The sequence below is a fragment of the Cedecea sp. B1(4) genome, from assembly GCF_059414925.1.
Map to the genome: position 1 here is coordinate 118,024 of NZ_JCAHMZ010000002.1, position 14,000 is coordinate 132,023.

Consider the following 14,000-nt stretch of genomic DNA (forward strand, 5'->3'; position numbering starts at 1 on the left):
TTTCTCCGCTAGCTGTAAAAACTTTGCGCCAAGGAACCCACCAACAGCTGCCAGCCGTCGACCAGCACGAAAAGCATCAGCTTAAAGGGCAGGGCAATTGTCGCGGGGGGAACCATCATCATCCCGAGCGCCATCAGGACGCTGGCGATCACGAGGTCGATAATCAGGAACGGGATAAATACGGTAAAACCAATCTGGAACGCGGTTTTCAGCTCGCTGGTGACATAGGCAGGCAGCAGAATACGCATCGGCACGGCTTCCGGTCCCTGCAGCGGCTGAGTGTTCGCCAGACGTGCAAACAGCGCCAGATCGGCTTCACGGGTCTGGCGCAGCATAAATTCGCGCAGCGGCTGAGCGCCTTTATCCATTGCCACTTCCATCGAGATCTTGTCTTCGCTGAAGGGCTGGTAGGCGTCGGTATAAATTTTGTCGAACACCGGCGACATAATAAAAAAGGTCAAAAACAGCGCCAGGCCAACCAGCACCTGGTTAGGCGGGGCGGACGGTGTGCCCAGGGCGTTACGCAGCAGGCCAAAAACGATGATGATGCGCGTAAAGCTGGTCATCATCAGCAAAATGGCCGGCAGGAAGGTCAGGGAGGTAATAAAGACCAGCGTCTGCACCGGCAAGGACCAGCTCTGCCCGCCGTTGGCGAGGGGCTGGCTTATCAGGCCCGGTAACTGTGCGAAGGCGGCCGCAGGGAGGAGCAAAAATAGGCCGGGTAACGAGAGCGTCAGCAAACGTTTCATCAATCTTTCCCGTTACGTTTAAGCAGGTTCTTCATCAGTTTCTGGAAATCGGCAGGCGCGGGGGCTTTTTCAACCGTATCCGTGACCGGCGCAGGAGGCAGCGTGTGCAGGTGCGTGATTTGGCTGGCGGTGACGCCGAGGACCAGACGAGCGTCTTCGACGTCCACCACCACAACGCGCTCGCGTGGGCCTACGCTCACGCTGGCGCTAATGTTCAGCGACTTCTTTACGCCGACACCCGCCCCGTGAAAACCAAAGCGCTTTGCCAGCCATGCGGCCACCAGAATAAAAATAACAATGCCGGCCAACGCCCCGCTAACCTGAACAAGCGGCGAGCTGGCGTTGACGCTGGGCTGAGTGACGGTGGCCTGGGTTGTCATTTAGCGGCTCAGGCGACGCATACGTTCTGATGGGGTGATGATGTCGGTAATTCGCACGCCGTATTTGTCGGCGACGACAACCACTTCACCCTGGGCAATCAGGTAACCATTGATCAGAATATCCAGCGGTTCGCCGGCCAGTCCGTCAAGCGCGACCACGGAACCCTGCGTCAGGCGCAGCAGCTCTTTGATGGTCATGCGGGTACGGCCCAGTTCGACGGTCAGCTTGACCGGAATGTCCATGATCAGGTCGATATCCTGCACGTTGCCGGCAATGTCATTGCCTTCCAGCGCGCGGAATACGTTATCCGCGGTACTTTTCCCGGAACTTTTCTGCTCGTTTAACGCATCAGCCCACAGATCGTCCACTGAGCCTGCATTGTCATCGGACGGTTGATTAATATCACTCATTTGGGCTGTTCCTCATTCAGCGAATTCAATATCGGGTTGATCAAATGTTCGACGCGCAGGGCATACTGGCCGTTAATGGTGCCGTACTGGCTGGTCAGGACCGGTACGCCATCCACGTGCGCGATAATACGATCTGGCTTTTCGATGGGCAGCACATCGCCAGGTTTCAGTTTTAGGATTTGGGATAACCGCAGCGGGATATCGGCGAAGTTCGCCACCAATTCCAGCTCGGAATGCTGCACCTGGCGCACCAGGGTGTCGCGCCAGCTTTGATCTTCCTGACGGGAGTTCTCCAGCGGAGGGTTCACCAGCAGCTCGCGCAGCGGTTCAATCATGCTGAACGGCAGGCAGATGTTGAACTCCCCGGTCAGGTTGCCAATTTCGACGTGGAACGGGGTGTTAACCACGATGTCGTTAGGCGACGTGGTGATGTTGGTAAATTTAACCTGCATCTCCGAACGAACGTATTCCACGTCCAGCGGGTAAATCGCCTTCCACGCGTCGCTGTAGGATTCCAGCGCCAGCTTCAGCATACGGTTGATCACGCGCTGTTCGGTGTGGGTAAACTCCCGGCCTTCCACTTTCGTTGGGAAGCGGCCATCCCCGCCAAACAGGTTGTCTACCGCAATAAACACCAGGCTGGGTGAAAAGACGAACAGCCCGGTGCCGCGCAGCGGTTTCAGGTGAATCAGGTTCAGGTTAGTTGGTACCGGCAGGTTGCGGGCAAACTCATGATACGGCTGGATACGGATGGCCCCGACGGTGATGTCCGGGCTACGACGCAGCAGGTTAAACAGCCCCATACGGAACTGACGAGAAAAACGCTCGTTAATAATTTCCAGCGCCTGCAGGCGCTCACGCACCACGCGACGCTGGGTATTCGGGTCATAGGGACGAATATCGGATTCGCCCGGCGCCCCGGCCTTCGGCTCGTCGTTATTCTCACTGTCGCCGTTTAACAGCGCATCGATTTCGGCCTGAGAAAGAATACTGTCGCCCATGGACTTACCGCAAAATAAAGGCGGTATACAGCACGTCGCTGACTACCTGTTGAGGTTGCCCGGCGACCAGAGGCGGCGCCAGAGTAGTTTTAATCGCTTCCACCAGCTTCTGCTTACCGGCATCGGTAGCAAGCTGATTGGCGTCCTGGCGAGAGAACAGCAGCAACAGACGGCTGCGAACTTCCGGCAGGAATTCGCTCAGGCGCTGGCGGGTCGCTTCATCTTTCAAACGCAGCGTGACGCCGATGTACAGCACGCGATCCGCATCACCCAGATTGACGGTAAACGTATCCAGAGCGAAGAACACTGGCGCAGGCGGCGGCTCAGGCGTTTTAGCCTGGGCTGTGGCTGGCGTTTGCTGCATGCGCCAGTAGCTGTAGCCTGCGGTGGCGCACGCGGCGAGTGTGATAAGAACCAGTATCGGCACCCAGATGGCGCGTTTACGGCCTTTCGTGATAGCGGTATCAGTCATTGAACGCTTTATTCCTGTATCGGTACTGCTGAATAGCAATTATCCCGTGTCTCCGGGCGGTCAAAGCCCGGAAAACACACGTTTATTGTCGCTAGCTCTGGCGTTTACCCTTTAACGGGGCTCAGGCGAAGATATCCACCGCACCGTTGCTGCTGGCCAGACGCTGCAGGCTATCGGCCACCGGGAGCGGTTCGACGTCATTGCCATTAAGGGAAAAACGTTCCCCGCCGCGGGTGCTTTGCTGCTGTTGCTGCTGGCCGGACTGCTGCTGAGCGAAGCTTTCGCTGCTGATGTTGCTCTGTCCAAGCTGGATACCGCTTTCCGCCAGCGCAGTACGCAGTGACGGCAGCGCGGCTTCAAGCGCGGCGCGCACGTGACTGTGCGGCGACATCATCTGCAGCTGCGCCTGGTTATCTTCTAGTTTTAGACTAATTTGCACCTGACCGAGATCTTCCGGGTGCAATCTCAGCTCGGCGCTGTGCTGGCCCTGACGGGTAAACAGCGTAACGTGCTGAGAAATCTGCTGTTGCCACTCATGGCTTCCTAACTGGGCGCTGATCATCGGTGCCGTAGGGGTAGCGATGTGCGTTGTGGTTGGGGTAGCGACGGTGGCGCTGCTGATGGCCGGGGTTATCTGCGCCGTAGCTGGGGCGGTGTTATTTGCCTGCGGAGCAGCGTTATCTCGACTGTCAGGCGTGTTACTGGCGACCAGTTGGGCTTTGTCATCCCCCTGCGGCTGAGCAGCTGCCGGGGTATTGGCTGCAACAGATTTACTGTCCGCAAGCGTTGCCCCCGCCGGAGCGGTTTTCTTCGCGCTGCCGCCAGCAGGCAGCAGGCTGTCCGCGGTATTTTTGCCTGGGGTATTCCCTGCCGTAGAGGTCAGGGCGGACAGCGATGCCGTGTCGGTAGCTGTTTTAGCTAGCGCCGCGGGCTGTGCAGCGGTCACGGGCTGAGGCAGCATCGCAAACAGCGCGCTAAGCGTTTGCAGCTCCGCGTCGCTCAGGGGCTTATCGGTTTTGGCGTCTTTCAGCTCCGCCTCTGGCTTATCACCCGTTTCTGTTTTGCCGAGGGAGGTGAGCAGGGTGGAAAGCGCTTCAGGTTGCTCCGGTGAGTTCAGCAGTTCAGCGAGAGCTGCCTGGCCGTCCTGGGTCTCACCTTTGGCCGCATTGGCCGCGGCAACTTTGCTTAACGCCGCGCCCAGAGGCAGCGATTTGCCGTCCTCTAAAGCGACGTTTGCCGGCAAAGCTTTGCCCAGCAGAGTCAGGAAGTCTTCACCGAAGCCTTTGCCGTCCGCGACTTTTGCATCCCCGGTGGCAGCGGTATCGGCCCCGGTGTTTAACAGAATTTTTGGCAATGTGATCATTCACCTTTCCTCAATGTGGCCCGCTGGGCGTATTCGTCCATCTGCTTCTGATCGAGTCTGTTCTCTGCGAGCAACAGCTCCGCTGCCTTTCTGTCCTGCAGGGTTTGCCATGCCTGCAGGCGCTTTTGTTTTTCCTGCCACGCGCCCAATGCCTGATCAACTTTATTGGACCACTGCATCAGCTGCTGGCGGTGCTGTTCGATGGCTTTTTCCAGCGTGCGTATAAATTGCTGGTAGTTCTGCCAGCGGGTGCTGGCAATCCCCTGGCTCATGTTGTCATTCAGGCTGTTGCTGTACTCAAACTGATAGTTAATCAGCATGTTGAGTTGCTCTTCCGCCTGCTGGCAACCCCGGCGCATCTCCCCTAAACGAATCGCCGCTTTTTCCACTTCCTGGGCGGCGAGTTCACGCAAAGTATCCAGTGCGCTGTTTTGGTTCATGGTCACCTCTCATCAAACCGTGGGGAAAAGCGTCTCCAGTGCGAGGCTGGCTTCTTCCCAGTTTGCGCGTTCAAAAATGCCTTGTTGCAGGAAGGCTTCAAGATGCGGCCACAGTTCAATGGCCTTATCGAGCATCGGATCGCTGCCTTTGGCGTAAGCCCCTACGCTCACCAAATCACGGTTGCGCTGGAAGCTGGATAACAACTGTTTGAAACGACGTACCCGGGCGTAATGCTGCTCGGTAATCAACGATGTCATGGCACGGCTGATAGAAGCTTCGATGTCGATGGCCGGGTAGTGGCCCGCTTCTGCCAGGCGGCGCGACAGCACAATGTGGCCGTCAAGAATGGCTCGCGCGGAGTCGGCAATCGGGTCCTGCTGATCGTCGCCTTCGGTGAGTACGGTATAAAAGGCGGTAATCGAACCGCCGCCGTGTATGCCGTTCCCCGCACGCTCGACCAGTGCCGGGAGCTTGGCAAAGACCGAAGGCGGATAGCCTTTGGTCGCCGGAGGTTCGCCAATAGCGAGGGCGATTTCACGCTGGGCCATGGCGTAACGCGTCAGTGAATCCATGATCAGCAGGACGTGCTGGCCGCGATCGCGGAAGTCTTCGGCGATTCTTGTCGCATAGGCGGCACCCTGCATACGCAGCAGCGGAGAAACGTCCGCCGGGGCGGCAATCACAACGGAACGCGCCCGGCCTTCGGCACCGAGAATGTTCTCGATAAAGTCTTTTACTTCGCGACCACGCTCGCCAATCAGGCCCACGACGATCACGTCAGCCTGGGTATAACGCGCCATCATGCCGAGCAGGACGCTTTTCCCCACGCCTGAACCGGCAAACAGGCCCATACGCTGCCCGCGACCTACCGTCAGCAGGGCATTAATCGGGCGAACGCCAACGTCAAGAACATGTTCAATCGCGGTACGCTGGAGCGGGTTAAACGGGGCTGCACCCAGCGCGCCCATCAGGTCGGAATCCGGCGAAGGCAGCCCGTCGAGCGGGCGGCCGCTGCCGTCGAGCACGCGGCCGAGCAAGGCGGGGCCGAGCGGCAGTTTTTTACCGCTGTGCAGGCCTTCCGCCGTCGCCGAGCGGGCATAAACCCGGGCGCCAGGCAAAATGCCTTCCACTTCTTCCAGCGGCATCAGAAACAGTTTGTGACCGTTGAAGCCCACGACTTCACATTCGACTTCGCGATCGTGCTGTTCAATGATGCAGGTCGCGCCCAGCGCCAGCTGCAGGCCAGTTGCCTCCAGGACCAGGCCAGTGGCGCGGGTCAGTCGGCCGTAGCGGCGAACGGACGGCAGTTCGACCATCCGCGCTTCAAAATTGTCGAGCGTGTTCAGCCAGCGGGTCAGGCGCGCGGTCATCAGAGCACTCCTGGCGCGGCCAGACGGCACAGCTCTTGCCAGCGAGTGGCCACGCTGGCGTCAAGGTCGCCTTCATCGGCGGAGACTTTGCAGCCTCCCTGGTGCAGGCTTGGGTCGCCGCGCAAACGCCAGCCGTGCAGGCTTAGCGTGGCACCCAGCATCTCTTCTACCCGCTGTAAGTCATCCGGGTGTACGCGCAGCTGCGGCTTACCGCTGAACAGCGGTTCCTGCATCAGCAGGCCCTGAATCTGTTTGATCAGCGCGTTGTTATCTACGGCCGGCGTCTGGCCAATGACCTGCCGCGCGGCTTCCAGCGCCATTTGCATCAGGCGGGAAGCAATCACGCTGTCCAGCGCATCCAGCGTGTACTGGAATTCGCTCACCAGCTGCTGCATCCGGGCGTGAACCGGTGCCTGCTGCTGACGGGCTTCATTGATGCCTTGCTCAAGGCCTTGCTGGAAGCCCGCTTTACGGCCTTCTTCCACGCCCTGATCGTGCCCGGCGGCAAAGCCCGCGCTGTGGCCCTGTTCTCGGGCCTGGGCCTGCATCATCGCCAGCGTTTGCTGGAGGTCCGGCTCACTTTCCGGCTCTTCCTGCTCGGCCGTCGCTTCCGGCATCACAATCTCTTCGAACACCGGCGTAGGGAAGGCGAGGTTTTCAGGCGTCCAGAGTTTCCATGGCAGCGTATTAGACATAGGTATCCTCGCTGGTGCCGATCACCATCTCGCCGGTTTCCGCCAGGCGACGCACGATAAGCAGGATAGCTTTCTGTTCGTTTTCCACCTGCGACAGACGTACCGGGCCACGGTTGGCGAGGTCGTCGCGCAGGATGTCGGCAGCACGCTGGGACATGTTGCGCAGGAACTTCTCGCGCAGCGCCTGTTCTGCACCTTTGAGGGCGATAAGCAGAGATTCGGACTCCACTTCCTGCAGAAGACGCTGAATGCTGCGGTCGTCCACGGCCACAAGGTTTTCGAACAGGAACATCTCGTCGATGATTTTCTGCGCCAGTTCGCCGTCGAAGTCGCGCACGGCGGTAATAACGGCTTCTTCCTGCTGGGTTTTCATCAGGTTGATAATTTCCGCTGCCGTTCTCACGCCGCCCATTTTGCTGCGCTTGAGGTTCTGGCCGTCGAGCAGGTTGTTCAGCACTTCGGTCAGTTCTGCCAGCGCGGCCGGCTGAACGCCGCCAAAGGTGGCGATACGCAGCATCACGTCGTTGCGCAGGCGTTCGTCGAACAGCGCCAGAATGTCCGCCGCCTGGCCACGCTTGAGGTGAACCAGGATGGTGGCGATGATCTGCGGGTGTTCGTCGCGAATAAGATCGGCGGCGCTCTGCGGCTCCATAAAGTTGAGCGTTTCGATGCCACTGGTGGTATCGCGGGTTTCGAGAATATCTTCCAGCAGGCTGGAGGCACGCTCTTCGCCCAGCGCTTTGATCAATACGGTACGCAGATAGTCGTTGGCATTGATGCTCAGTGCGGCGAACTGTTCGGCTTCTTGTTCAAACTCGGCCAACACTTCGGTCAGCAGTTTGTTTGAAATTTGATGGGTGTTAGCCATCGCCGCACTTAAATGCTGTACTTCACGCGGGCTGAGGTGCTTGAACACCTCAGCGGCGCGGTCTTCGCCAATGGTCATCAGCAGGATGGCGCTCTTTTCTGTTCCGGTAATACTCATATTTCAGTACTCATCCATTGGCGGATCACCAGCGCAACTACGCGAGGATCGTTGTCGGACATATCACGAATACGCTGACTCATGACTTCGGCGCTCAGGCGCTGGTTAGCTTTACGCTGCTGTTGCTGTTCATCACGGCTAAGCGACACGGCGACGGCTTGTTCTTCGGCTTTAAGGCTCTCTTTCGCTTCGCTGGCGGCTTTCAGAATTTCCGCGCGACGGGTGAGCTGTGGACGAATCGCTTTACGCCACAGTACCCAGCCTACAATCAGCACAATCAGCCAGCGACCCGCAGAGAGCAGCATGTCGAAGAAGGCCGGAGACTTCCAGAATGGCAGGCTGCTGCCGCTGTCGTCTTCGGTGGCGGTGAACTGAGAGTTGACCACGTTCAGGGTGTCGCCGCGGGATTCGGAATAGCCCATCGCTTCACGGGTCAGGTTCTCGATCTGCTTCATCTGGTCGGCGGTGAGCGGTAAAGGTTTCCCGTCGGCAAGCTGGCGGTAGTTCACTACCACGGCCACGGAAAGACGCTGAATATCCCCTACGTTCAGCTTGGTGTGACGGATGGTGCGGTCCACTTCATAGTTGGTGGTTTCGTCACGCGAAGTGTTGCTGCTGCCGTTCTGACCGGTGGTGCTGGTCTGGTTCTGCTGGCCGTTGTTGGCCTGCTGGTTAGCCTGGTTGTTCTGCGGCGGCGTCGAAATCGGTGCCGTGTTCGCTGGCGCCGGCTGGTTGGAAAGCGCGCCCGGCACGCCGCCCGGGAACTGACCGTTAACCTGAGAGGTCTGGTTCAACTGGCGAGAGCGGACCGCGGTCTGGGCCGGATCGCTATTAGGGTGATACTGCTCTTCGGTTTGTTCTTTGTTGGCAAAATCGATCTGCGCGGTGACCTGAGCATGCACGTTGCCGTTGCCGACAATCGGGCCAAGGATAGATTCAATGCGGCGCTGGTAGCGGCTCTCTACGTCAGTCGCGTACTTGAGCTGGGCATCGTTAAGGTCACGGCCTGCGTTGTTGGACTGCGTCAGCAAATGGCCACCCTGATCGACCAGCGTGACGTTACCCGGCGGCAAACCAGCCACGGCGCTGGAAACCATATGCACTACGGCATTAATTTGCCCTTCATCCAGCGCGCGGCCAGGTTCGAGGCTAAGGGTAACGGAAGCAGAAGGGGACTTTTGTTCACGAACAAACAGGGATGGTTTTGGCATGGCGAGATGCACGCGGGCATTCTTCACCGGGCCAAGCGTTTCAATGGTGCGGGCCAGTTCGCCTTCCAGCGCCCGCTGGTAGTTCACCTGCTCGCTAAACTGACTGATACCAAACTTTTCCTGATCCAGAAGCTCGAAGCCGACGGCACCGCCCTTAGGCAGGCCCTGCTGAGCCAGGCGCAGACGCAGATCGTAGACGTTGTCTGCCGGGACCATGATGGCGCTACCGTTGTCTGAGAAGCGGTAGGGAATATTCATTTGTTGAAGCTGGGTAACAATCGCGCCCCCGTCCTGATCGGCGAGGTTGCTGTACAGCACGCGGTAATCGGGAGATTTTGCCCAAAGCACCAGGGCCACCAGCACGGCAACGGCGGCGGCACCGCCCACTATCAGCGGGATTCTGGGATTAGCACGAAGGCGATTCAACCACTCAAGAGTCTTGTTTTGCGGCGTTTGCGCCTGAGCAGCAGTGGTCATTCCACACCTCGCGGCTTAGCGTTGACAGAATTTTTAGAGTAATGAGTGAACAAGACTGACTCCCGGGTCGACAAACACGACAAAAGTTCCATATGGATGGCAGTGTCATTATTTTCGTTTCAGGAATTTTCGATGGCTGAATTAGCTCTATTTTTTACGTCTATTTAACGCCTTTATCCTATTGACAAGGTGGTAATCTTCCTCGGCTTAATACACATGGGGCGTAAAAATGGCTATTCAGGGTATCGAAGGCGTACTGCAACAACTTCAGGCGACCGCGCTGTCGGCGACCAATCCCGCAACTTCGGCTGCCTCCGCGCCAACGGTAAGTTTTGCCGGCGAGCTGCAGGCCGCTTTGGGACGGATAAGCGAAACCTCCAACACCGCGCGTGCCCAGGCGGAAAAATTTGCTCTCGGCACGCCAGGCGTGGCGCTGAACGATGTCATGGTGGATTTGCAGAAATCTTCCGTTTCACTGGCGATGGGAATTCAGGTGCGCAACAAGCTGGTTGCAGCTTACCAGGAAGTGATGAATATGCAGGTTTAAATTTTTACACCCTAATCATCAACTATCATGCCCGATAGTATGGGCATGATGGGGCAGGTTTGCTTAATTTGAGGCGCAGGATGCGCGGATTGTCTGGTAACAATATTCTGGCCTGTCGCTGCCTTTAACGATATGCAAGCCGGTCTGAAGCGATATAGTTTGCGTCAGCTAGTATATTAGCATTATTCCACCCCGCGTTATCCCCACCGTATTATGACCTCTGCAAGTATAATGTGCGTTACGAACTGCCGGTTGCAAACAAACGCCCAGAGATTAACGTCAGTTCGACTAATCTCACTGAGTGACACACCAACTTTTCTTCAGGGATTTTCGACGGGCTGTGGTTTCTGTTCTGGAAATTGCCGGCCTGTTTCCTCGTAGGAAAGACAGGCCGGCAAAGATGCTGAGGTATATCAGGGAATGCTACTTAGATTCTGCTGACGACGGCTTCTTTCTTACGAGAAGGCAAAACCTTAGCCTGTTCGGAATTTTCAGCGGCAGTGAGTTTACGCTTAATGCCAGACAGGAATTCTACTGCCTTTTCGATATCATCGAAGGGGATCTGGTGGATAACATCAACAGGTAAATCCCACCACTTGCTTTCAAGTAAAGCGCTAATAGTCTCTTCATTGAAGCGATAGTCGATGACGTCAGCAGGGACCCCGGCAACGATAGCGTAAGGCGGGACATTTTTAGTGACAACAGCCCTTGCACCAATAATCGCGCCATCTCCGATAGTCACCCCATTCTTTATCCAGGCACCATCACCAATCCAGACATCGTTGCCGATGATGACTGGCTCAATGTACCAGTATTCATCATAAGTCGGCATTTCACGTGTTTTGAAGCCAAGCTCATCAAAATAAAAGAACGGAGATGACGATAAGTAGTCTTTGGGGTGCTTACCGTGACCAATAACTACGCGCTGTCCAATTGAGCAGAATGAGCCAATGACCGTGCTGACACTTTGAACATGCGTATCTGGTGCGGCATAGGTGTAACGCCCAACGTGTTGGATTCGCGGTGCACCCGGTTGCACAGGGTGTGGACAATGCTTTTGTCTTCTAAAGCAATTGAGATATCGCTCCCACAGGGGGTGAGGTTCGTGTACCTGCGGCACGACTTGAGGGACGATCACAGGCCGCGGCTGAGCCTCCTCCCAGAGGAGGTGCTTGAGGAGGTCGCGGACATCTTTCCTTGGGTGTATATATGAACCAAGCAACCTTTTATAGTGTCGATATCGAGTTATGGGTTCTGGGTAAACAATAGGGGGTGCAATTACCGGCTCAGGAGGCTTCGGTTTTTGAGTGCGCTCGATGTTCTCAAGGATAAAATTAATGTCGTAGTCGGTACGACTTTTTATAAAGTTCGAAATATGCTCGAGTTTTTCGATGCTTGCGCCTTGCTCTAAGTACCCATTAGCGAAGTACAGGGCTCTGCGCTTAATGAAAGGACAGAGATCCTCGACAAGAACACGGTCTGCGCAGCTAATGACAAAGTTATACGGGGAGATATTCGCGTATTTCTCCATCGGAGAGAGGCTCGCGAAAGTGTATCCCTTATCAGTGTAATAAGGCGTTTGCGCTAATTCATGGAGGTTAACCGAGTCGACATAGCTTACGATTTTTGGCAGGTTTTGCCAGTAGTTACGGAAGTCTCGTGAGGCGGTAAGGGATTTACGATACACCACAAAATACGATTGAAGGTGCTGAATATCGCGCTGGTCTTTGACCTTTTCGTTGTAACCGGCTAGCCCCCAGAAATCACAAGGCGTTGCGTCCATTTTTGAGAATGTGTCGGTAAGCGGGAAAAGTGGCCCAAACAAAGTGAAGTTGGTGACCAAAACTTCGTCAAATTCGCTTAAGTAGTCATAGCCTACAGTCTCGAATGCTGCTTTGTATGCCCAGGCATCCAGACCGTAATTTTCACGAATGATCAGCTGGTTAGAAACAGAACGAAGTTTTCTGTAGCCGGTAGGATTGACCTCTCCATTGACCACAACAATGATTTCGGAAGAGTGCTCTCCTAGCGCCTTTAGAGAGTGCATAACGTAATCATCAACGATACCGTCCTCATCCCAAAAGAAATAGACCAGTAACCGCTTAATACTTGCCTGGCGCGTGATGATAGACAAATTTTCCATATTTTACCTAATAGTTCAAATTATGCTTTTTCGAAAGTAACGACGCATTGTCGAGAGAGTTTTGATTACCAACTAAATTTTATTTACTTCAGGCCGTGTCTGAATAGCAATGCAGGAGTGAAACTCGCTGTTTCCAGGTGTAGTAAAGCAATGTATGGAAACTGTTTTCTCTGTATGCACCGATTCAGGCCCGCAATATGCAGCGTTTACGCAGCATGACGGCAAACGGAAGCCGTGGCGATGTTATGCACAGCACTTATAAGACTGACACAATAGTTTTCAAGAGATTTATTTAATAACTATACCGATAAACATAGGACTTTTCTAGATTTTAAAGACTAAACTGCACCACCAATTTTGTCACTCCCCCTCCCTTAAAAGCCCGAACTGTCCTAACTAAGCCACCTGGTCTTGCTTTCATCTTCTCTGTAGGCGTGTTGGCCATGAAAGAGGTCTGTGATGTCTAAAAGCAGATAACAAGGGCCTGAACGGGCACGTTGACGGGGGCTAAGGAGGCTGATACTTACACTTCGTCAACGACGTAAAGGCCAATGCATTGGGGGCCCTTAATGGTGAGAGCCTGTTTTCTGCGCTACATCAAGGAATATAACGACCACATTCGACATTAAATAATCAGGTCGCGTAAGCATTTACCGATAGTTTAAAAAAGAACTGCATTATTATTTGATATCAGATTATGACTAAGAAGTGTCCTAGTCTCATTGAATGAGTAAATTGCCGTTTTATCTACCATCAAAGAATAAGATTCGTATTTATTTGACGTCAAAAGTAATTTCACTGCACTATCAGGACGATACCTTCAAGACACCGGAAGGGATTTCCGGTCTAAATGGGAGCGTCCTGTCAGCCTATGACCCCGCAACAAAAGCTAGAAGAACATTACGAGACATTAACCCCCGAGCTGCAGCGGGCCGCAGAGTTGAGCCTGCATAACATGAAGGACTTAATTGCGCTTTCGATGCGGGCATTTGCCGCACGCATTGGCGTCAAGCCCGCCACGCTGCTGCGCCTGGCTCAGCGTCTGGGCTATGTCGGCTGGGGAGAGTTCAAAGCCGCCGTTATTCAGGCGCTTGGCCTCAATATTGAAACCCATCAGGCAAGGGCCGAAAAGCTGGTCGATAGGGGCAGCACGGCGTCGCTCTATCAGGAAGTGTTTGACGCCCATGCGGCAAATCTTTCCCATACCGAGGCTGAAAATCCGCAGGCAATGGAACAGGCGGTTGATGTCCTGGATGCGGCCGAACATGTTTATGTGTGCGGCTTTCGGGCCAGCTATTCGGTGGCCTATACGCTGTTTTATATCTATCGCCTGTTTAATAAGAACGTGTCGCTTATCGACGGCCAGGCGAGCAATTACGAAATTTTCACCCGCGAACTGACGCCAAAAGATGTGGTGTTGATGATAGGATTTGCCCCTTACTCGCGTGAGTCGCTTGACGTGCTGGGAGCGGCGCTGCAGGCCGGAAGCAAAATTGTTGCGCTGACAGACTCTCCACTCTCCCCACTCGCGAAACACGCCGCCAGCACGCTTTATTTCTCCGCGCACAGCCCGTCGTTCTTTCCTTCCGTAGTGTCGGCCATGGGCATTGCCGAGTGCTTGCTGGCGATGCTGGTGGCTAAACACGGAGACAGGGCGGTACAGAAAATTGCCAGCGCAGAGCGTTTCCTGCTGGATTCCGGGGCGTGGGTGAAGCCGGTTCGTTGAAAAAAGGGGCAGCTTTGCCCCTTGCATGA

The 14,000-nt window shown here is 55.4% G+C and carries 14 protein-coding genes; 2 read left to right on the plus strand and 12 right to left on the minus strand.

Translation table 11 applies throughout. The features are described from left to right. Window positions 1-8: 8 nt before the first annotated feature. The 11 genes from fliP to fliF form a co-directional block, all read right to left on the minus strand. On the minus strand, window positions 9-749 hold the full coding sequence (gene fliP / locus ACR6JA_RS03980) for a flagellar type III secretion system pore protein FliP (RefSeq protein ID WP_008458126.1): 741 nt from the start codon (window positions 747-749) through the stop codon (window positions 9-11). Further along, the gene (fliO, locus tag ACR6JA_RS03985) at window positions 749-1,129 is read right to left on the minus strand and encodes a flagellar biosynthetic protein FliO (protein WP_166872876.1); all 381 of its coding nucleotides are present in this window, start codon (window positions 1,127-1,129) and stop codon (window positions 749-751) included. The genes fliP and fliO overlap by 1 nt, the downstream gene beginning before the upstream one ends. Beyond that, complete coding sequence (fliN, locus tag ACR6JA_RS03990; protein ID WP_008458131.1) at window positions 1,130-1,540, minus strand: flagellar motor switch protein FliN; 411 nt, start codon at window positions 1,538-1,540, stop codon at window positions 1,130-1,132. It lies immediately after the preceding gene. After that, the gene (gene fliM, locus ACR6JA_RS03995) at window positions 1,537-2,541 is read right to left on the minus strand and encodes a flagellar motor switch protein FliM (RefSeq protein ID WP_166872879.1); all 1,005 of its coding nucleotides are present in this window, start codon (window positions 2,539-2,541) and stop codon (window positions 1,537-1,539) included. Before fliM ends, fliN begins: the two co-directional genes overlap by 4 nt. Before the next feature lie 4 nt (window positions 2,542-2,545). Continuing rightward, window positions 2,546-3,013 (minus strand): flagellar basal body-associated protein FliL, encoded by a 468-nt coding sequence (gene fliL / locus ACR6JA_RS04000; RefSeq protein ID WP_008458135.1) that lies wholly within the window; start codon window positions 3,011-3,013, stop codon window positions 2,546-2,548. A gap of 121 nt (window positions 3,014-3,134) precedes the next feature. Then, a complete protein-coding gene (locus ACR6JA_RS04005; RefSeq protein WP_494492926.1) occupies window positions 3,135-4,376 on the minus strand; it encodes a flagellar hook-length control protein FliK in 1,242 nt (413 codons plus the stop codon). After that, window positions 4,373-4,816, minus strand: coding sequence for a flagellar export protein FliJ (gene fliJ, locus ACR6JA_RS04010; protein ID WP_008458139.1), 444 nt, complete (start codon window positions 4,814-4,816; stop codon window positions 4,373-4,375). The genes ACR6JA_RS04005 and fliJ overlap by 4 nt, the downstream gene beginning before the upstream one ends. Before the next feature lie 12 nt (window positions 4,817-4,828). Continuing rightward, window positions 4,829-6,187, minus strand: a complete 1,359-nt coding sequence (fliI, locus tag ACR6JA_RS04015; RefSeq protein ID WP_008458141.1) for a flagellar protein export ATPase FliI — start codon at window positions 6,185-6,187, stop codon at window positions 4,829-4,831. Next, complete coding sequence (fliH, locus tag ACR6JA_RS04020) at window positions 6,187-6,882, minus strand: flagellar assembly protein FliH (protein ID WP_008458143.1); 696 nt, start codon at window positions 6,880-6,882, stop codon at window positions 6,187-6,189. Before fliH ends, fliI begins: the two co-directional genes overlap by 1 nt. Further along, window positions 6,875-7,867 carry a flagellar motor switch protein FliG gene (fliG, locus tag ACR6JA_RS04025; protein WP_008458144.1) on the minus strand — a complete coding sequence of 331 codons (993 nt, stop codon included), beginning with the start codon at window positions 7,865-7,867 and terminating at the stop codon, window positions 6,875-6,877. The genes fliH and fliG overlap by 8 nt, the downstream gene beginning before the upstream one ends. Further along, window positions 7,864-9,555, minus strand: a complete 1,692-nt coding sequence (gene fliF / locus ACR6JA_RS04030; RefSeq protein ID WP_008458145.1) for a flagellar basal-body MS-ring/collar protein FliF — start codon at window positions 9,553-9,555, stop codon at window positions 7,864-7,866. Before fliF ends, fliG begins: the two co-directional genes overlap by 4 nt. 229 nt (window positions 9,556-9,784) lie before the next feature. Between fliF and fliE the strand changes: the two genes are divergently transcribed. Next, window positions 9,785-10,102 carry a flagellar hook-basal body complex protein FliE gene (gene fliE, locus ACR6JA_RS04035; RefSeq protein ID WP_494492927.1) on the plus strand — a complete coding sequence of 106 codons (318 nt, stop codon included), beginning with the start codon at window positions 9,785-9,787 and terminating at the stop codon, window positions 10,100-10,102. Window positions 10,103-10,529: 427 nt separating this feature from the next. Here the strand turns inward: fliE and ACR6JA_RS04040 are convergent, their stop codons facing one another. Further along, complete coding sequence (locus ACR6JA_RS04040; RefSeq protein WP_494492928.1) at window positions 10,530-12,245, minus strand: rhamnan synthesis F family protein; 1,716 nt, start codon at window positions 12,243-12,245, stop codon at window positions 10,530-10,532. Between the two features lie 871 nt (window positions 12,246-13,116). Between ACR6JA_RS04040 and ACR6JA_RS04045 the strand changes: the two genes are divergently transcribed. Next, window positions 13,117-13,971 (plus strand): MurR/RpiR family transcriptional regulator, encoded by an 855-nt coding sequence (locus tag ACR6JA_RS04045; RefSeq protein WP_494492929.1) that lies wholly within the window; start codon window positions 13,117-13,119, stop codon window positions 13,969-13,971. Window positions 13,972-14,000: the final 29 nt, after the last annotated feature.